The organism is Helicobacter bizzozeronii, assembly GCF_900196775.1.
GTDB classification, from domain to species: Bacteria; Campylobacterota; Campylobacteria; order Campylobacterales; family Helicobacteraceae; genus Helicobacter; species Helicobacter bizzozeronii.
Map to the genome: position 1 here is coordinate 12,817 of NZ_FZLB01000041.1, position 20,430 is coordinate 33,246.

At 46.6% G+C, this 20,430-nt stretch carries 15 protein-coding genes; 10 read left to right on the forward strand and 5 right to left on the reverse strand.

What is annotated here, in order from left to right; genetic code table 11:
* Positions 1 to 9: 9 nt before the first annotated feature.
* From C5684_RS05205 to C5684_RS05240, 8 genes are all read left to right on the forward strand, one after another.
* On the forward strand, positions 10 to 1,440 hold the full coding sequence (locus C5684_RS05205; RefSeq protein ID WP_013890129.1) for an outer membrane family protein: 1,431 nt from the start codon (positions 10 to 12) through the stop codon (positions 1,438 to 1,440).
* Between the two features lie 140 nt (positions 1,441 to 1,580).
* Entirely contained in the window at positions 1,581 to 3,029 is a 1,449-nt protein-coding gene (locus tag C5684_RS05210) for an outer membrane family protein (protein ID WP_050801539.1), read from the forward strand.
* Positions 3,030 to 3,168: 139 nt separating this feature from the next.
* A complete protein-coding gene (locus tag C5684_RS05215; protein ID WP_104639681.1) occupies positions 3,169 to 4,647 on the forward strand; it encodes an outer membrane family protein in 1,479 nt (492 codons plus the stop codon).
* A gap of 46 nt (positions 4,648 to 4,693) precedes the next feature.
* The gene (locus C5684_RS05220; protein WP_104639625.1) at positions 4,694 to 6,205 is read left to right on the forward strand and encodes an outer membrane family protein; all 1,512 of its coding nucleotides are present in this window, start codon (positions 4,694 to 4,696) and stop codon (positions 6,203 to 6,205) included.
* Positions 6,206 to 6,212: 7 nt separating this feature from the next.
* Positions 6,213 to 7,571 (forward strand): outer membrane family protein, encoded by a 1,359-nt coding sequence (locus C5684_RS05225; RefSeq protein ID WP_104639626.1) that lies wholly within the window; start codon positions 6,213 to 6,215, stop codon positions 7,569 to 7,571.
* Between the two features lie 87 nt (positions 7,572 to 7,658).
* Positions 7,659 to 9,215: an outer membrane family protein gene (locus tag C5684_RS05230; protein ID WP_199764499.1), complete on the forward strand. Its 1,557-nt coding sequence runs from the start codon at positions 7,659 to 7,661 to the stop codon at positions 9,213 to 9,215.
* Positions 9,216 to 9,459: 244 nt separating this feature from the next.
* Entirely contained in the window at positions 9,460 to 11,097 is a 1,638-nt protein-coding gene (locus C5684_RS05235) for an outer membrane family protein (RefSeq protein ID WP_104639628.1), read from the forward strand.
* A 99-nt stretch (positions 11,098 to 11,196) separates the two neighbouring features.
* Positions 11,197 to 12,627, forward strand: coding sequence for an outer membrane family protein (locus C5684_RS05240; RefSeq protein ID WP_104639629.1), 1,431 nt, complete (start codon positions 11,197 to 11,199; stop codon positions 12,625 to 12,627).
* On the opposite strand, the gene C5684_RS05245 is transcribed toward C5684_RS05240, so the two are convergent.
* The 5 genes from C5684_RS05245 to htpG are packed head-to-tail and all read right to left on the reverse strand — an operon-like array spanning position 12,622 to position 18,530.
* Positions 12,622 to 13,839: a molybdopterin molybdotransferase MoeA gene (locus C5684_RS05245; RefSeq protein WP_104639630.1), complete on the reverse strand. Its 1,218-nt coding sequence runs from the start codon at positions 13,837 to 13,839 to the stop codon at positions 12,622 to 12,624. The two genes, C5684_RS05240 and C5684_RS05245, sit on opposite strands and share 6 nt — an antisense overlap.
* 54 nt (positions 13,840 to 13,893) lie before the next feature.
* Positions 13,894 to 14,523 carry a thiamine phosphate synthase gene (thiE, locus tag C5684_RS05250; protein ID WP_104639631.1) on the reverse strand — a complete coding sequence of 210 codons (630 nt, stop codon included), beginning with the start codon at positions 14,521 to 14,523 and terminating at the stop codon, positions 13,894 to 13,896.
* Positions 14,514 to 16,055: a glutamine-hydrolyzing GMP synthase gene (gene guaA, locus C5684_RS05255; RefSeq protein ID WP_104639632.1), complete on the reverse strand. Its 1,542-nt coding sequence runs from the start codon at positions 16,053 to 16,055 to the stop codon at positions 14,514 to 14,516. The genes thiE and guaA overlap by 10 nt, the downstream gene beginning before the upstream one ends.
* Positions 16,045 to 16,668 (reverse strand): hypothetical protein, encoded by a 624-nt coding sequence (locus tag C5684_RS05260; RefSeq protein ID WP_104639633.1) that lies wholly within the window; start codon positions 16,666 to 16,668, stop codon positions 16,045 to 16,047. The genes guaA and C5684_RS05260 overlap by 11 nt, the downstream gene beginning before the upstream one ends.
* Positions 16,668 to 18,530 (reverse strand): molecular chaperone HtpG, encoded by a 1,863-nt coding sequence (gene htpG, locus C5684_RS05265; protein ID WP_104639682.1) that lies wholly within the window; start codon positions 18,528 to 18,530, stop codon positions 16,668 to 16,670. Before htpG ends, C5684_RS05260 begins: the two co-directional genes overlap by 1 nt.
* Positions 18,531 to 18,647: 117 nt before the next feature.
* Between htpG and purN the strand changes: the two genes are divergently transcribed.
* Together purN and C5684_RS05275 are read left to right on the forward strand one after the other, a co-directional pair.
* Positions 18,648 to 19,259, forward strand: a complete 612-nt coding sequence (purN, locus tag C5684_RS05270; protein WP_104639634.1) for a phosphoribosylglycinamide formyltransferase — start codon at positions 18,648 to 18,650, stop codon at positions 19,257 to 19,259.
* Positions 19,252 to 20,412, forward strand: a complete 1,161-nt coding sequence (locus tag C5684_RS05275; RefSeq protein WP_104639635.1) for a cation:proton antiporter — start codon at positions 19,252 to 19,254, stop codon at positions 20,410 to 20,412. The genes purN and C5684_RS05275 overlap by 8 nt, the downstream gene beginning before the upstream one ends.
* The last annotated feature ends 18 nt before the right edge of the window (positions 20,413 to 20,430 follow it).

Below are 20,430 nucleotides of genomic sequence, written 5' to 3' on the forward strand. Positions count from 1 at the left end.
GAAGATCGCATGAGGAAATTGTCTTTGCAATTTGCTTTGGGGGTTTTAGCCCCGCTGTCTCTCTCTTTAGAAGCTTTTGATTATAAATTGAGCGGGTTTGCCAATCAGGCAGCTACAATTGGGTTTAACCAAGATCAAGTGAATAGGAGTAAGGGGCTTTATCCCATGCAACAATATGCCACCATTGCGGGCTATCTTGCTCTTGATTTTAATCTCTTGCCTAAAACCTTAACCGGGCATAGCCTCAAGGGGAGCATTGGGGGCATGGTTGCGGGTGTTTTGTATGATGGCACAAAGCACTTTCAGGGGGGTTCTGTGGTCTATCAAAATTTTGGTTACTACGATGGTTTTCTAGGGGGTGGGGCAGATGTGTTGCAAAGCGATAGCATCACCACTAAAAATAGAAAAATGACCAACTATGCCCACGATTATATCTTTAGTGATGCTTATTTGGAATACGATTATAAAAATTTCTTTGGGATCAAGGCGGGGCGTTACCGCTCCTTTGCACCCTATAAATCTGGACAAACGGAGGGTTTTGAGGTTTATGGGCAGTTTAAACATGTCCGCTTGTGGTGGTTTAGCTCTTGGGGGCGTGCTTTCTCAACGGGTGCGCGCATTAGAGATTGGTATGCCGCTAGAGTATCTTATAGCGGGGGTTATTACCAAAATAGCAATGGGGGCTGGAGCCCTAGAGGGCATAAGGTCGCCTATGGGACGCATGCTGTCCAACTCACTTATAAAAAACACCATTTATTAGCCGAGGGGTTCTTTTATTTTTCCCCCAAGATGTTTAACGCACCGGGTTTGCGCATAGGGTGGGATAGCAACCCCAATTTTCAGGGCTTGGGCTTCCGCTCCAACACCGAGATCACCGCCTTTTTCCCCATCTATTACCCATGGATGGTGGTTGGGGCAAATGGGGCGCATATCTACCGCTATGATAACCCCGCCACACCCAATGGGCAAAGCCTCATTATCCGGCAACGCTTTGATTTTAACCAATTTTTCATTTTGGGGACTTTTTATAAAAACTTCCGCAATGTGAATGCTTATGTTGGCAACACGGGCAACCCCGCTGGGGTGGAGCTTTATAGCAATAGTCTATGGGCAGGTTATGCAGGCACGGCTCTAAAGGCAGATGCCATAACCGGGTCATTAGTCTATGGGGGCACGCATTTTAAAAAGAAATTCACATGGCGGATGACTTGGCAGTGGAGCAGTGCGCCCGTTTCTTATGAGGGGCGGGTTGTGTTTTCAGTGATCTACCAAGTTACCCCTTGGCTTAAAATGCTTGTCGATCTTGCCTATTATGGCTTGCACACCAACAAGGGCTACCAAGCGGGCTTGAATGGACCTTGCAACCCACAAAAGACCTATTGTGGGGGCAATTATCAGGATCGCAGCGCGCTTTATACCCAACTGATCGCTTCTTTCTAGGGATTATCATTATCTTCTTGGTTACACTTAGTAGCATATCGGTCTATTATTTTTTATAAAGAGGGCAAAATAGGGGGTGCGCCCGTGTGTTGGGGGCGTTTTTTGTTAAAATGTATGACACTATCAAAAGGAGTATTACCATGAGTGAAGCGAGCGAGCAGGACCTGAAAAACAGGTATTGTTTTTTCTCAAAAGCTCTCTTAATAGGTCCCTTGGTTTTTTCCACCGCCTTTGCTTTTGATTACAAATTGGGTGGCAAAGCCGAACAAACTTCGTGGATTGGGTTTAACCAACACCAAATCGATAGCTCTAAGGGCATTTACCCCACCCAACAATATGCCACGATCTCGGGTTATTTGGATTTGAGCTTTAGCCTCTTGCCTGAAAAGAGCGATCATAGCTTGAAGGGAGCCATTGCGGGCATGGTCGGGGGGGTTTTGTATGATAGCACACGCCATTATAAAGATGGGAGCGTGCTTTATAAGATTTATGGCTATTATGATGGCTACTTGGGCGGGGCTTCCAATGTATTATCCACTGATAGCGTTGCGGTTCAGAACGCCAAAAAGCGCGCGGTCGCACACACCTACATTTTTAGCGATGCGTATTTGGACTACCAGTATAAAAATGTCTTTGGAGTCAAAGCAGGGCGTTACAATTCCACCATGCCCTATCGGAGCGGAAAAACACAGGGTTTTGAGGTCTTTGGGCAGTATAAGCATGCGCGCTTGGTGTGGTTTAGCTCTTGGGGGCGTGCAATTGTGGGGGGGGGATTCTTAATTGATTGGTATGCGCCCAGAACAAGCTATAATGGGGATTACACCAAAAATAGCAAGGGGGGTTGGGATCCACATGGCAAGAAACTTTCCTATGGCACCCATGCGGTGCGCCTCATTTACAACCGCCACAAGCTCTTAACCGAGTTTTTTTACTACTTTTCGCCCAAAGCGTTCAACGCCCCGGGTTTTCAAGTGGGTTGGGACACTAACCCCAATTTTAGCGGTAAGGGTTTCCGCTCCCACACGCATTTAATCGCCTTTTTCCCCATGTATTATCCATGGATGCTGGTTGGTAAAGATGGCAAGCCCATTTACAGATATGACAACCCCGCCACGCCTAATGGGCAAAGCCTCATCATCCGACAACGCTTTGATTACAACAATTTTTATCTCATCGGGGCGTTTTACAAGAATTTTAAAAATACCAATGCCTATGTGGGGAATATGGGCAACCCCTCAGGTGTGTTGATGGGCAATGATAGTATTTATGCTGGTGTAGCAGGCACGGCTTTAAAAGCGGATGCGGTTACAGGTATGATTTCTTATGGGGCGACGCATTTCAAAGAGAAATTTTCATGGAAGATGCTTTGGCAATGGAGTAGCGCGCCGGTTTCTTGGGAGGGGCGTTATATGCTCACTTTGGGCTACACATTTAACAAGGTGCTAAAAGGGAGCGTGGATTTGCTCTACTATGGCGTGCACACCAATAAAGGCTACAAAGCGGGCTTAAATGCGCCTTGCACCACGGGCTGTCAGGGCGGTTATCAAGATCGCAGCGCACTTTATACGAGCTTGATTGCGTCATTTTAACATAGCCACGACAAAAAATAGAATGGCGTTTTGGAAAAAAACGAAAGAAAATATGAAAAAACAAGGGAAATAGTAGTATCATTGTGCCTTGCAAAGGTAAATGCTCGTTAAAGCTAACCAAAATCTTGAGGAGATTGGGATGAAGAGTTTAAGTAAGCAGGTTTTAGCGTTGGCGACTCTGACGGGGGGCTTAGAAGCTTTTGAATATAAATTAGGAGGCTGGGCGGAGTCTTTTTCTAAGATTGGGTTTAATAACAGCAAGATTGATGAATCTAAAAACATCTACCCCACAGAGACTTTTGTAACGGTCGTGGGGCAGGGGCGGATTGATTTTAGCCTATTGCCTAAAAAACTAGAAGGGCATAGCCTTAAGGGGAGCATTGGGGGGACCGTGGGCGGTGTGGCTTATGATGGGACAAAACACCTCCCCGGGGGGACGCAAATTTTTAACTACATTGGTTATTACAATGGCTTTATGGGGAATCGTTTTTTAGACCCGGATATTTCTAAAAATACTAGAACCTATGTTTTCAATGAAGGGTGGCTAGAATACACTTACAAACATATTTTTGGGATCAAGGCGGGGCGTTACGAATCGGAGGCGGCTTATATGAGCGGTTACACGCAAGGTTTTGATACCTTTGTGCGCTTTAAAGACAAACACAATGGCACTTATAAGCTTTGGTGGTTTAGCTCTTGGGGGCGTGCCTTTGCTTATGGCGAATGGCTGTATGATTATTATTCGCCCCGTTCAGCCTACACCACGCCTAATGGCGTGCAATGCACGGAGTGTCCTAGCGGGAAACAAGGTAAGTTAGTCAATTATGGAATCCATGCGCTCTCCTTTGCCTACACAAGAGATTTTCAGAAACTAGGCAGTGCCTTTAGCATCAGCCCTTTTTATTACTTTGCACCCAAGACTTATAACACGATCGGGGTGGATTTGAAGTATGACACGAACCCTAAATTTGATGGGGTGGGTTTTCGATCCCAAACACGCGTAGTGGCGCTCTTCCCCATTTATTACGATCGCCTCGTTTATACCACAAACTCCCAAACCGGCACGATCAATTACGGGGATTTTGCCTACCGCTATGGGACCAAGATGAGCAAAACCGGGCAGTCTTTATTGATCCGCCAACGCTTTGACATGAATGAGTTTAATTTTGGCGGGGCGTTTTACAAGGTGTGGCAAAATGCTAATTCTTTCATTGGGACGACAGGTAACCCTCTAGGGATTGACTTTTGGACCAATAGCGTCTATGATGTGGGGCAGTCTTTGAGTAATGTCGTGGGCACGGACGCAGTGAGTGGCTGGATTTTTGGCGGGGGTGTGCATAAAAAATGGCTTTGGGGCATTTTGATGCGTTGGACCAGTGCGCTCAAAGCCAATGAGGGGAGTAGTGCTGTCAATGTGGGATACAAATTTACCCAAGCTTTAAAAGCAGAGGTTAAATTAGAGTATTATGGTTTGATCATGCATAAAGGTTATTTGGAAGGGGTGTGGGGTGATCCTGTTGCCTATGCTAAAGCAAATGGCATTAGTAACAGCGTGCTTTATTCGAGGCGTTATAGCGATCGAAGCCACCTGATGGTGACCATCACGGCTCAGTTTTAAGCCATTGTCTTAAGAGAGGGGGTATGCAAAAATTAACGAGGATGTGATGAAAAAGGTTATTTTGTTATCCAAAAGTTTGGCGGCTCTTTTAGCCATATCGCCTATCCAAGCCCTTGATTGGAGAAATCTCGAATCCTTTGCCAAATTTAAAGCCGGGGCGGAGTCGTTCTCTAAGATTGGGTTTAACAACAAGCCCATTAACACCAATAAGGGTCTTTACCCCACAGAAACTTTTGTTACTGTGGTGGCGTATTTGCAATTAGATTTCCCCGAGCTCTTGCCTAAGAGTGCGACTGCTAATGGGCATCACATGTCCGGAAGTTTGGGGGGCTTTGGGGGAGGAATGATTTATGATGGGACCAAGCACCTAATCAATGAGGCTACGGGCAAGCCTTATGGGGCGATGGATTGGAACTATGTGGGCTATTTTGCCGGATTGGTCGGGCAAAAACCTTGGGGGCAGTGCTGGTATGGGGCAGGCGGGGGGAGCGAGTCGCAATATGCCGGCATGAGTGCCGCCCAACTCCAAAAATTATCCGATGCGACCGTAATTGGGGGAGTCAATGCGGCTGATTGCGTGCAAGGCTATGCCAACAACACGCGCAATTATGTCATTTACAATGCCTATATCGACTACTCTTATAAAGACATCTTCCGCTTTAGGGGCGGGCGTTACGAATCCCCAGCAGATTATATGAGTGGTTACACACAAGGTTTTGATATGACTTTGAAGTTGGGCAATTTTAAGTTTTGGTGGTTTAGCTCCTTTGGACGGGGCTTTGCCTATAACGAATGGCTGTATAACTTCTACTCGCCCAAGACCTACACACTAGCCAATGGGAGCAAGATTAACCCCGGGGTGCATGCCTTTTACATTACATGGGAGTATAAGGGTTTGAGCATTGTCCCCTTTGTTTATTTCTCCCCCAACAACGAATACGACCCCAACTTCACGATCACCTACGACTCCAAACCCAACTTTAAAGGGCTAGGCTGGCGATCCCAAACAGACATTACCGTGCTCAATCCCTTTTATGCCAAACGCTTTTGGAATACTTACCAGTTCGGTATGATTTCGCGCAAAAACGCCCATAGCTTGATGATCAAACAGCGTTTTGACTACAACAACTATAACTTTGGGGGGGGCATTTATAAGAGCTTTGGGAATGCTAACTGGATGATTGGCTACCATGGTAACCGCTTGGGCTTTGACTTTTGGACCAATACCGTCTATGCCAATACCCTCAACTCTCTATCCTACATGATGGATGCGGATGCCTTTACCGCCTTTCTCTTTGGCGGGGGTGTGTATAAAAAATGGCTTTGGGGTGTGATTGGGCGTTTGACCTATGGACCCCGTGCAGATGAACAAAGCTTGGCTTTCAACTTGGGCTATGAGTTTTCCAAGCATTTTTATGCAGACATCAAGGTGGAGTATTATAACCAGATCGTGCATAAGGGTTATAAGGTGGGTTGGAATGGCCCCTATTTGCCCGACCAGCCAGCAACCTACCAAGACAGAAGCCATATTTTTACGGAGATCAAAGTCAAACTTTAGAGGTCCTATGAAAGACTTAGTAGCACTCCTCAAGGGTGCCTTGTGCGGTGTGTGCTGTGTGGATTTAATGGGGGCGTTTAGCTATAAACTCAGTGGGGTTGCCGAATCGGTCTCTAAGGTGGGCTTTAACCACTCGCCCATTAATTCGGCTAAGGGCATTTTCCCTACCGAAAGTTTTGTGAGCATGACCTTGAAAGTCCAAGCCGATGCGACCTTGCTTAACAAAAACGGGCATCAGATCACAACGGGCATTGGGGGGAGTGTGGGGCAGATGGCTTATGATAGCACCAAAAACCTCATCGATCAGAGCACAGGGCAAGTCTATGGCTCTAAATTATATTACTACATGGGGCGTTATTGGGGGTTTTTGGACAATGTGCCTTGGAAAAAGTCTAATGTCATCTCCACTAGAAACGCTAAACCCTATGTGCTCTATAATCTCTTCGTGAAATACGATTATAAAGGCATACTCACCTTTATAGGTGGGCGTTATTTAGCCAAGACAACCTTTTTAAGTGGCTATACCGAAGGCTTTGAGATCTCTTATAAATTCTCTTACTTCCGCCTACGCTGGTTTAGCTCCTTTGGGCGCGCGCTAGCAGTGGGGGAATTTATCCGCCCTTGGTATGCCCCCATCACCACGACCAACAAAAAGGGCGAAGATGTGGATTTGGGCATCCATGCGGTGGGCATTAATTACGATACCCGCCATTTTTCTTTAGTGCCCTTTGTCTATTTTTCCCCCAACACCTACACCACGCCCGGTTTTAAACTCCACTATGACTCAAACCCTGCTTTTGATGGGGTGGGGTTTAAATCCCTAACCGAAATGATGGTGATTTTCCCCATTTACAGCCCACATTTGGCCGATACTTGGTATCGGGGCACGCAACTAGGAAAGGGCGGGGTGAGCATTTATATCCGCCAGCGTTTTGATTGGAATCAATATAATTTTGGGGGTGGGTATTACCAAAATATCGGTAACCCCAATGCTAAAATCGGGTGGTATGGGAGTCCCATTGGGATTGATTATCGCGATGCGAGTGTCTATGGGGGGCTAATGGATAACATGCTCTCACCTAATGCCATTACCGGCTTTATCTTTTGGGGCGGGGTCTATCGCAAGCTCTTTTGGGGGCTGGTCGGGCGCCTCACCTTCTCCCCCCGCGCCAATGAAAAAAGCGTGGCGTTCAACATAGGGATCAAGTGGAATCGCTATCTCTCCAGCAATATCAAAATTGAATACCACGATGTCTATACACACAAGGGCTATAACATCGCCCAGTGGTATGTCCGTGATTATAGCGTAGGCGCAACTGACCAAGATCGCAGCTTTTTAATGACCTCTATCAAGGCGCAATTTTGAATGGGGTTGTAACATGGATACACAACACCCAAGCCCTTATTCTAGGGTTTTTGAGTATTTTAAAGTCAGGAGATAAATCATGTTAAAATGCAATCACAACGCACAAGGGAGTTTGAATTGAATACCCGTACGCCTTCTAAATCTAAATGGCTCAAATCTGCGCTTTTGCTAGCCCAACTAGGCTCTTTGCATGCCCTAGATTATAAACTTTCTGGCGAATTGGATCTATTTAGCAAAGTGGGGTTTAACAACTCCCCGCTAAATTCCAAATTAGGGATTTATCCCACAGAGAGCTTTTCCTCTGTAACCGGGAATGTCTATTTTAATGTGGGCTTATTGCCCAAGCATGTTGCCGATCACAAGCTAAGATTTGGCATTGGCGGGGAAGTGGGGGGAGTGATCTATGATGGCACAAAATTAAGGATCGACCATGGGCATGATGACCAGCGTTTTGGCTCGGTGATCTATAACTTCATCGGGGGCTGGCATGGTTACTTTTTTGATAAATATTGGAGTCCAAGTTATGCTGGGACAAGCCAATCTGCTTCCTTGCATGCTAGACCCTATGTCTTGGATAATGCCTATTTGGATTATAACTACAAAGATGTTTTTGGTTTCAAGCTAGGGCGTTATACCGCTAATATTGATTTGATGAGTGGGTCTAACCAAGGCTGGGAGCTGTATTACAGACCCACTAAAAATTTTAAACTCTGGTGGTGGAGCTCCTATGGGCGGGGCTTGGCGTTTAACTCTTGGATTTACGAGTTTTATGCGGTTGTGCCCTACTTGAAGAAAGACGGGCAATATATTAACTACGGCTGGCATGGCACGAGTGCCACTTATGATTATAAAAATCTAAGCACAGAGTTTTACTATTATTTTTCACCCAAAACTTACAACGCACCGGGTATCAAACTCTCTTATGATACCAATAAGAATTTCAAACAGGTGGGTTTCCGCTCCCAAAGTTTGATCATGCTCACCGTGCCGATCTATTACTCAGGTTGGTATAACCCCAAAACGGGCTTGTATAGCATTTGGGACGCTGCCTCACATGGATCGGCGGTGGGCAAATACGGCGTAACACTCAACCTCCGCCAAATTTTCCGCTGGAACAAATTCACCTACATCATCGGGTTGTATAACACCTTTGGCAACTCCGATGCCTACTTGGGCGCGCACACCATGCCCATGGGGAACAACACTTCCTATGTCAATGATATTTATGGCATGGTCGCCTATGACTTTTGGGATAATACTGTTTATGATGGGATCGCCGATGCCGCCACTAATGCCAACACCACAACGATTTATGGCTCGGTGGGGAGCGTGTATAAAAAGTTTGCATGGTCGATCTTTGGGCGGGTGAGCAATGCTAATAAGGACTTTAAAGGACACCGTGGGCGTAGCAATGAATATTCAGCAGCTCTGAGCCTAGATTATGCTTTCACCCGTTCGCTCTTTTTCCATGTCAAGGTGGAATATTACGGGGTGCAGATGCACAGAGGTTATTTGGCAGGTCTTCCCGGTCTTACTGCACTACCAACTTTTTCTTGTTCTCCGGGTAACACCAATTGTTCTGTGCCTAAAGCCAATTACCAAGATCGTAGCCATTTGATGGCGAACCTGACTCTCAAATTTTAGGTTGGACCACTCGCATGATGGGTAATAATATTATGAAAAAATATAAAGTAACATTCTTTAGGCGAGTTAAGAAAGCGGAACGATTAGAGGTTTTTTTAAGAAAAAAAATACCTAATCTATATTAGAATGCGGGCACACAATCATAGTTTTGTCGTGGGCTTGAGGCTGTTATTGGTTTAAGGTCTTAGACATGTTCTGTGTAGATGCAACACTCAAGGTTACTTAACATATAAAGGCAATGCTGATGAAGGAAATGATCAAAAAACAGACGAGGAAGGCGCAGGCTAAGGGGCGCAAGCTGGGAAAAGCAATCGCTCCTGCTTTGATTTTATCTTCCTCTTTTGGGCTAGGTGCGCTAGATGCCCTCTCTTATGAAGTCCATGGGGATCTCATCAACTTCTCTAAGATAGGCTTTAACACGCAGCCCATCAACCCGGTTGCAGGTTACTACCCGACAGGCACCTTTGTGGAGCTCACGGGCAAGCTGGAGAGCACCCTACACTTGGGCAAGGGTTGGAGCGTGAGCGTGGGGGGTGCGCTGGGGGGTATGCCCTATGATGGCACGCGTTACGACAGATATTCTAAAAACTATAACCCTAGTAGCACATGGGGGAATGTGAGTTGTGGTGGCACACCAGATAGTGCCAATGGGTTTTGTGTCCCTGCCACCAGTGGTGGGATGCTAGGGGGGGATTATCGCCCCGGCATGGTCGCTGACCCACGCGGTATCGGGTATATGTTTATGGGTGAGTGGAACGGGCTAGCCCCTAACTATTACCCAGCCAGTGCCTACACCCCCGGGCAATCCCGCCGTTACGAGATTTATAAGGCAAATGTCCAGTATAAAAGCGATAAAATTTGGATCATCGCTGGGCGTTATGACACCACCCAAGTAAAAGACATTGACTGGTTCTACCAATTGACCCAAGGTTTCTATGGGATGTTTAACCTGACCAATAAGCTGACTTTCCAAGTGTTCAGCTCCTGGGGCCGTGGTATTGCTGATGGGCAATGGATATTCCCAATTTATCGCGAAAAGCCTTGGGGCCAGCACAAAATCGGGGTGATCTACCAAGTTAATAAACATTTCTCAATCCACCCGCATGTGTGGTTCTCCCCAGAGGTCTTCACCGCTCCTGAGATCAAATTGTATTACGATACTAATCCGGAGTTTAGCGGGCGGGGCTTTCGATCGCAAACAACCTTGTATGCGATGTATGTTTATCAATGGAATAACGCCCAGTATGGTCGTTATGCGCCCGCGCGTTATAACACTTGGGACCCTTTCTTAAACAACGGGAAGTGGCAAGGTTTGCAAGGTCCGGGTGGGGCGATCATCCTAGCCAAGCAACGCTTTGACTGGGATAACTACAACGCCTCCTTTGGTATCTATGCTGCCATTGGTAACCCAAACCCCAACATCGGTACCTATGGTAACCCCGTTGCCATCGATGGTGTGGAACAATGGACAGGTGGTATCTACTCATTAGGGTTTGCCTCTATCAACAACATCACCGCAGCCGATGCGGTTACCCTTTATGCCAAAACGGGTGCGGTGTATGGTAAGTTTGACTGGGAGCTCGCCGAGCGTTATACCACATCTCCGCGTGCTGATGGCCAAGCCCTAGCGTTGTATATGAACTACCAAATTGGCAAGCACATCAAAGCTGGGATCAAGCTTGAATGGTTCATGCAAGTTATCCGTGCAGGCTATAACCCCGGCGTGGGCTTCCTAAGCTACATGGGTCAGCCTTTGAGCTTGAACACCGGTCTTTTCTCTGCAGCTGGCTTTGCTCAAGGCCCGCAAAATACCGGTGCGATCACCCACACGGTGGTGCAAGATCGCAGCCACTTGATGACTCACATCAGCTACAGCTTCTAAAATCTGTTTTTTCTTTCGTAAAAAGGGGAGTCTTTCCCCTTTAAGCTTTTTTCTGCTACAATACGCCATCTCTCCGTTCATCTATTCCAAAGGGTGTTTATGCAAGTTAGAAGTCGCCGACACGCTCCTAAGGGATTTGTTTTTGTGGCACTTGCTCTGACATATTTAGAGCAAGCGATTGCCTTTGACATGAGCATCACCGGCAAAATGAGTAGCTACACCTTATATGGCTTCAACAACAAGCGTTATAACCCCTCCAAATTCATTTACCCCACAGGTAGCTACACCTCGCTTTTAGCCGAACTCAATATTAGCATGGACCTTTACAAGGGTTTGCACGCCGAAGTGGGGGGCATGCTCTCTGCCCTGCCCTATGACTCCACAGCGCGGCAGGGTAACGACATCGCACGCGGCCAACCCGGTGGTCCCGGGACTCCGGGATATTACTACAAACATGACGGCGGGATTTACTGGGAATACATCGGCTGGTATGCCGGACATAGTGGCTTGAATGTGCAAAAACCCCGTTATGCGATGGTGAATAACGCCTATTTGAGCTACGACTACAAGGGCATTTTTGGGATCAAGGGCGGGCGTTACGAGCTCTCTGATTATGACTGGTTCACTTCCTTTAGTCAAGGGGTCGAGGGCTATGTCAAATACAAAGATTATAAATTGCGTGTGCTTTACTCCGATGCGCGCGCTTCTGCCTCTAGCGACTGGTTTTGGCCCTTTGGGCGTTACTACACCAGCGGTAAGCCCTTGATGATTGCCGATTTGAAATACCAACACAAGGGCTTAAAAATTAACCCCTATTTTTACTCCATCTTTGGGCGCATGAACGCCCCCGGGATCAACATCACCTATGACACCAACCCTAATTTTAGAGATAAGGGCTTTAGATGGGTGGGGACTTTTGTCGGCTTTTTCCCCTTTTTCCCCCCATCAGGTCGGGGTTATGACATCATCTTATTTGGGCAAGAAAAAATGGGCAAATATGGGCAAACTCTCTTTTTCCGCTCCCGCTTTTACTACAATAAATGGCAATTTGGGGGGAGCATTTATAAAAATATCGGCAATGCCAACGGGGATATCGGCATTTATGGCGACCCGCTAGGGTATAACATCTGGACTAATAGTATTTATGATGCCGAGATCAATAACATTGTTGGCAAAGACGCGCTCAATGGCTTTTTGTATTTTGGCTCGCATTATAGAAGCTTTACTTGGAAGGTCTTGGGCCGTCTGACCACCTCCCCACGCGCTAATGAGCAGAGTGTCGCCCTCTTTTTGAGCTATTTTTTGAGTCGTTACAACCTCAAATTCGATCTCAAATTAGAGTATTACAACAACATCACTAAAAAAGGCTATTGTTTGGGGTATGGCTTTGGACCCACTCCTGATACTTGCGGATCATGGGATCCGGCGATCGGCAAGAACGGCAACTACGCCCCTCGCCTACCCCGCAATATCGACTCGGATCGCAGCCATTTGATGTTCACCCTCACCTATGGCTTCCAGCTCTTATAAAAAGCGTTTGTAAAAAAAGACTTCGATCTCTTCGGTGTTGCCTTGCACTAAGGCAATGGCTTGACAAGCCCCGAGCGCATCTAAAGCCCCCGAGCTGTAGCGGTTATTACGATAGGGGGTGAAAATGCCTTGATCTAAATGCCCCAAGATCAAATGCATCCGATCCCCCTTGAGTTTGAGAGGCTCTGATAGGCGTGCTTGCACGCTCAAGGGTGTTGCTAGCGATCCGGCTTGCTTTTCTAGCACGCCCAAACCCAACGCCAAAAAGGTCAGCAAACAGCTTAGAGGGTTGCCCGGCAAACCAAAAACCAGCGTGGATCGCCCTTGTTTTTGCAAACTGGCTAGCATGATGGGCTTGCCCGGTTTGACATTGACCCCGTGGTAGTGGATTTTTGCGCCCATTTGTGCCAAAGCCTCTTTAAAATAATCCTTATCCCCCACGCTCACGCCCGCACTGCTCAACACCACATCATAATCTAAAAACCCCTCTATGGCGTGCTTTTGCGCCTCCAAATCATCGCCTAGCTTACCCAAATGGCACGCCTCATAGCCATGATCTTTTAACAACGCCACTAGGGCTAGGGCATTGCTATCATAAATTTGATGGGGCAGGGCTTTAGTGCCTAAAGGCACGATCTCATCCCCACTGCTCACCACCCCCACTTTTAAACGCTTGAAAACTGGGATCACAGCCATGCCCTGAGAGGCTAAAAGGGCTAATAACCCCATATGCAAACGCGTGCCTTTTTTAACTAGAATTGCTCCTTTTTGCAAATCCTCGCCTTGGAAGCGGACATTATCCCCTTTTTTAAAGGCTTGTTGGTTGGGTTTGTGCTTAGGAGCTTGAGCGTGCTTGTCATCAAATTCTGCCATCTCCTCAAAGGGCACGACCAAATCCAAACCTTGAGGCAAGAGCGCACCGGTCATGATTTTCGCGCATGCCCCTTTAGGCACTTCTAGGTTGCTCACATCCATGCCCGCATACACCACAAACGCTACACCCACGCGCGCCCCCAAATCCTCCAAAGCAAAGGCAAAGCCATCCATTGCTGAATGCGTGGCTTTAGGCAAGTCCTCCAATGCCACAATATCCTCGCTCACAATGCGCCCCAAGCCCTCTTCTAATTTGATTCTCTCGGTTTGGCGTGTTTGGCAAGGCAGATTTAGCCCAATTTGCAACGCCTCTGCAAATGTAATCAATTTTTGATTCATCACTATCCTTAAGCATTAAATCCAGCATGCTAGCATAAAGGAATATATGGGGGATTAATGCAAGTTGGAGGTCTTGCCCTGCCAGCAATTCAAGAGTTTCCTAGCATTTTGCACAATATCCCCACTCCACAAGCTAGAAATCACGGCGATCATGTCGGCGTTTTTAAGCTGTGGGGCATTTTGGGGGCTAATTCCCCCGATGGCGCAAATGGGGATGTTTAAATGCGCTTTGGCGTGTTGGAGGGTGTCTAGGGGGATACATGGGGCATTAGGTTTAGTGCTAGAGGGGAAACACGCCCCAAAGGCGGCATAACTTGCCCGGGCTTGTTGGGCTTGCAAGGCTTGATCTAAATTGCCATAACAAGAGACTCCCAAATGCCCTTTAAATAGGCGGCGAGCTTGTGCCAAAGGCACATCATTGCTACCCACATGCAACCCCCAAGCATGGCATTTGAGGGCTAAATCTAGGCGATCATTGATCACAAAACCCACGCTGTGTTTTTGGCAGATTTTAGCCAAGTCTTTAGCCAGACTGAGCAGTTCTGAATCGCTATGGCTTTTATCTCTAAATTGGAAAATCTTAACCCCGCCTTGGATGGCAAGGCTAAGCATGTGTGGGAGTTGGTCATAGGGGGTCAAAAGCTCATCGCTTAAGGCATAAAGCCCCTTGAGTTCTATTCCCACTCAATGGTTCCGGGGGGTTTGGAGGTGATGTCATAGACCACCCGATTAATGCCCTTAACTTGGTTGGTGATCGCATTGGCTACCCTTTCCAAAAATTCAAAGGGCAGGGGTGCAAAATGCGCGCTCATCCCATCGCTTGCTTGCACCGCTCTTAGCGCAATGGTGTTATCATAGGTGCGTTTATCCCCCATCACGCCCACCGAGCGCACATTGAGTAAAACACAGAATGCCTGCCACACTTGATCGTAAAGCCCCTCAGCATGCAAGGCATCAATGAAAATGCGATCGGCTTGGCGCAGGAGTTCTAAACTAGGCAAATCGACAGCCCCCAAAATGCGAATCGCCAACCCGGGTCCGGGGAAAGGGTGGCGTTTTAACATGGATTTAGGTAAGCCCAGCTGTGCCCCCAAAGCGCGCACTTCATCTTTAAACAGCTCCCTTAAAGGCTCTAAGAGTTCAAAATCCATTTTTTCGGGCAAACCGCCCACATTGTGGTGGGATTTGATCACAGCCGAAGGACCCTTCACGCTCACCGACTCGATCACATCAGGGTATAAAGTCCCTTGCGCTAAAAACTTGATCTTGCCTACTTGTTCTAATTCTTTTGCCTTGTTTTCAAAAACTTCAATAAAAGTGTTGCCAATGATTTGGCGTTTTTTCTCTGGATCGATCACGCCAGCTAGGCGTTGTAAAAAAAGCGTGCTGGCATCAACGACATGCAAGGGAATTTGTAGCCCTTGAAACATTTTAACCACCTGCTCTTTTTCCCCCAAACGCAATAAGCCGTGATCCACAAACACCACTTCTGTTTGCTTGGGCAGTGCTTGGCAACACAGGCTAGCCACCACGCTTGAATCCACCCCACCGCTCACCGCACACAAAATACGCTCTTTGCCCACTTGCGCGCGGATTTTGGCAATCTCTTGGCTAGCAAAGTGGCGCATATCCCATGTGGGTGTGCTCTGGCAGATTAACAAGGCAAAGTTTTTTAAAATCTGTGTGCCTTGCACGCTGTGAATCACCTCAGGGTGGAATTGCAAGCCAAAAATGGGCTTTTGGGTGTGGGCGATCGCACAAAAGGGGGCATGGGCACTTTTGGCTAAAACTTGGAAGTTAGGGGGCAAGACCTCCACACGATCCCCATGGCTCATCCACACCACGCTAGGGCTTTCAATGCCGGCAAAGAGGGCATGTTGTTCCAAAATCTCCAAATGCGCCTTGCCAAATTCTTGGTGTTGCGCGCCCACCACCTCCCCCCCAAAACTATCCACAATGAGTTGCAAGCCATAACAAATCCCTAAAATGGGTAAGTTAGACTCAAACAACCCCGGATCACAACGGTAGGCATTAGGATCATAAACGCTTGCTGGACCCCCGCTTAAGATAAAACCCTTGGGTTTTTTAGCAAGCAGGTCTTGTAAGTTGTGGTGGTAGGGGTAGATTTCGACATAAATGCCATTTTCACGCAAACGCCTAGCAATCAGTTGGGTATATTGACTCCCAAAGTCTAAAATAATTAATTCAATGTCCATGTTTGTGCTTAATCAATGTGAATATAGGTTGGTAATCAATGCGGAAACCCTCAATGCTTGGGCGGGCTTGGGGGCTTAAAAGCCATTTGCCAAAAGATGCGCCTTTGTCAGAATGGCAAGGGTTGATCCAAAAATAACGCATCCTTAGGGGCTGGTGCAAAATGGGGGGTAAATTTGCCCGTGTTTTTTGTTGCAAATACAGCCGTTGGCTCATTAAAATCAAGTCATCGGGGCGGTAGGTTTTAAGGGTGTTTAACATCACCTTGAGGTGTGTTGATATGGCGGGCTCTTGGAGGGCTTTTAAAAGCGCTAATGGGGTTTTAGCTTGGAGTTTAGCCCATGTGTTAGGATTGCCTAGTAAGATCAAGCGTTCTTGTAAAATAGGCGTGCCCTCTAGTTTTAAAGAGAGCCAAACAGACCTAGAAACCAATAGAGCGTCTGCTGTGCAAAGGTTCTTGGGTATCCCCACCCATTGTATTTCTTGTTTGGTATCTTGCTTAAAAGCTTGTTGCAAAATGTCTAAAAAGCCTTGTTGGTTGCCCAAATCACTAGCAATCTTAAGCGGGCTACCCCACAAGGGCAGGGCTAAAAAGACTAGGCGTAAAAAACGCATTAAAAAGCGCGTAAGATCGTAGCGTTGAGTCGATCGCTAAAGGCTTTGGCGTTTTTGAGTGCCCCTTTTTCTAAGAGTTTGGCACTATCCAAAAGCAAATGGGCGACATCTGCGAGCACGGCTTTATCCTCAATGCCCTTGAGTTTTTGCATGATGGCGTGGTTGATGTTGAGCTCCAAAGTCTTAGGCTGGCTAGGGATTTCCTGACCCATTTGGCGCATCAAATTAGCCATCATGGCATTTTGTTCATCCCCGACCAACACCACGACCGAGTTTAAGTCCTTAGAGAGAGCCACATCTTTAATCTCATCTTTGAGGGCTTCTTTAAAAGCCTCTACCACAGGACTAAACTCTTGTTTTTCCTCCTCGCTCACTGGGGACAAGTCTAATTCCTTAAGTGTTTCGCTAGAGGCGGCATCTTTTAAGGGGATTTTGGCATATTCTGACACGCTAGGGATCACAAAGGCATCGATCTCATCGCCCATCAAGAGCACTTCAAACCCCTTTTGGGCGTATTTTTCCAGCAAGGGTGAAGCTTTAAGAAGGTCTAAGTTCTCCCCGATCATGTAGTAAATGCTTTTTTGATCGGCGGGCATGTTTTCTTTGTAGCTTTTGAGGGAGAGAAAATCCGCACCCCTAGAACTAGCAAAACGCAACAAGTCTAAAATCTTGTCTTTGTTTTCAAAGTCATGGTGCAAGCCCTCTTTAAGCACACGCCCAAAGGGGTGGTAAAACTTTTTATAAGTCTCCTCCTCTTGGCTCAATCGTTCGATCTCGGCTAGGATTTTTTTAGTGGAAGCACTTTTGATATTGGCCAGAATTTTATTTTGTTGTAAAATCTCACGGCTCACATTCAAGGGCAAATCCTCGCTATCGATGATCCCACGCACAAAACGCAGATACTGGGGCAATAACTCCTTATCATTATCGGTGATGAAAACCCGCTTGACATAGAGTTTAATACCAGATTGGTAATCCACGCGGTATAAATCAAAGGGGGCGGTGCTGGGAATGTAAAAAAGGGTGCTGTATTCTAAATGCCCCTCAACTTTGTTGTGAATCCAGCTCAAGGGCTCGTTATTATCATGTGCAAAGCTTTTATAAAACTCTTTGTAGTCCTCCTCTTTGAGCTCGTTTTTATGCATGCGCCAAAGCGCGCTTGCGCTATTAATTTGCGTGCATTTGTCCTCTTGCACTTCCTTTTTATTCTCCCCCTCGCCCTCAAATTTGCTTTCTGTGTAGCTGAGGAAAATGGGGAAAGGGATATGCTCAGAATATTTTTTAACAATATGCTCGATCTCCCAACGGCTGGCAAACTTGCCCTCTTCTTCTTTTAAAAAAAGCTTAATTTCTGTGCCTATCCCCTCTTTGACACAGGGGCTAATTTCATACTCGCCCTGCCCATCGCTGATCCACGCATAAGCCTGTGTGTCTAGGGCTTTTTTACTTTGCACCACGACTTTATGCGCCACCATAAAGCTAGAGTAAAAGCCCACGCCAAATTGCCCAATCAATGCGCTGTCTTTCTTTTGATCCCCGCTCAAATGCGATAAAAAGCTCTTGGTGCCCGATTTGGCGATCGTGCCTAAATGGGAGATGAGCTCAGATTCGTCCATGCCAATGCCATTATCGCTAATGGTGATGGTTTTTGCCTTGTCATCAAAACTCAAGTGGATTTGGGGCACAAAGTCTAGTTGTTTGTATTTTTCATCGCTAATCACGAGGTAGTTGAGCTTATCTAGGGCATCAGAGGCATTGGAGATGAGCTCACGCAAAAAGATTTCTTTATTGGAGTAAAGAGAGTGAATCATTAAATCTAAAAGTTGCTTGATCTCGGTTTGGAACGCATGTTTTTGGGACATAAAAACTCCATAAAATTTAATGTTGAAACTGGGATTATAGCACAAAATAGCCCTTTTAGTGGCTTCTTGCTTTTCTAATAAACATGTTAAAATGCGAAAAAAATTTAAGGATTTTGTATGGGTGGCAAGGCACATAGGGTGGATTTTATGGATCATTTGCCCTCCTCGTTGGTGCATGTGGGGATTTTATTTAGCGGGAATGGATCGAATATGCAAAATCTCATTGAGCAGTTGCACCAAAAACCCTTTTGGCGTATCTCAAATCGCCAACCCCTCATTTTAAATGTGGCTTTGTGTGCGAGCAATAACCCCAAAGCCTATGGTCTTGTGCGTTGTGAGAAACTGGGTATCCCTTGCGTGGTAGTTTCTAGTGAAGAGGAATTGATGCAGTCCCTCGTGCGCTGCCATGTGATTTTGCTGGCTGGTTATATGAAAATTTTAAGCCCTCTATTTGTCCAACACTACCCCACCCTCAATATCCACCCCTCTTTTTTACCCCACCACAAGGGCAAAGATGCGATTAAAAAGAGTTTTGAAAGTCAGGAGGGCATGGGGGTGAGCGTGCATTGGGTAACAGAGGAATTAGACGGGGGTCCCATTATTTTACAAGAGAGCCTAACAAGAGAGCCTAACGACACGCTGGAGAGTTTCACCCAAAGAGTACATGCCCTAGAGCACCAACTCTACCCTAAAGCCCTTTTAAAAGCACTAGGCTTGCGCCATGCATGATCTTTTTATCCTAACCATCATCACGCCCTTAATTGTGCTAGTCCCCTATGTGAGTCGTTTGGTTAAAATGCCCGTGGCGGTTTTAGAAATTGCCTTTGGGGCTTTGGGGGTCTATTTTGGTTTATTCACACCCAATCCCAGTTTTGGCGTGATGGCTGAAGTGGGGTTTTTGTTTTTGATGTTTTTGGGTGGCATGGAAGTGGATTTGCACATGTTTAGGCAGATCAATAGAGCCTTGCTAAAAAAAATCCTGTGTTATTTTGGCATTCTCTACGCCCTCTCTTCAGCCATCACACTGAGTGCCAAACTCTCCGCCCTCTACATCATCGCCCTACCCATTGTGAGCTTAGGGATGATCATGACCTTGGTGCGCGATTATGGCAAAGAATTGCCATGGCTGGATTTGGTGCTTAAAGTGGGCGTGCTAGGCGAGCTAACCAGCATTATTTTATTGGTGATCGTGGATGGGATTTACTTGCATGGCTTGGGGCTAGAACTTTACAAGACTTTGGGTATTTTATTGCTTTTTTTGGGTGCGATCATTGCTTTGATGCAGATTTTTAACATTCTGTTTTGGTGGTTCCCGGGTCTCAAATCCTTTATCATGCCCACAACCGATCAGGCTAACCAAGATATCCGCTTTGCCATCATGCTCTTTTTTAGTTTGATAGGTCTTGTGGCATGGCTGAAACTGGAAATGGTCTTAGGGGCGTTTTTGGCTGGGACGATCGTGGCGACCTTCTTCCCCCACAAACACGAATTATTTGACAAGTTGAATGATATTGGTTTTGGCTTTTTTGTGCCCCTATTTTTTGTCCATGTGGGCTCCACTTTGGACCTTAAACTGGTTTTAGATAACCCCAAGCTCATCTACCATGCGTGCTTGGTGGTGTGTGCAATGGTGGGTTTGCACTTGGTGGCAAGCTTCACGCTCTTTAGGGCGCACTTTGCCAATAGCCTCAAAAACACTTTAGCCTTTGCGCTCAGCGCCTCTATGCCCTTGACATTTCTAGTAACCACCGCTAGCTTGGGCTTGCGTGTGGGGGCGATCAACCAAAATACCTATTATTCCTTCTTGCTGGCTGCCATTTTTGAGGGCGTGCTTTTCACCACCCTCATTAAAGTGCTCATGCACACCCAAAAGAAAGCCTAGACAAACCTAGGCAAGCCC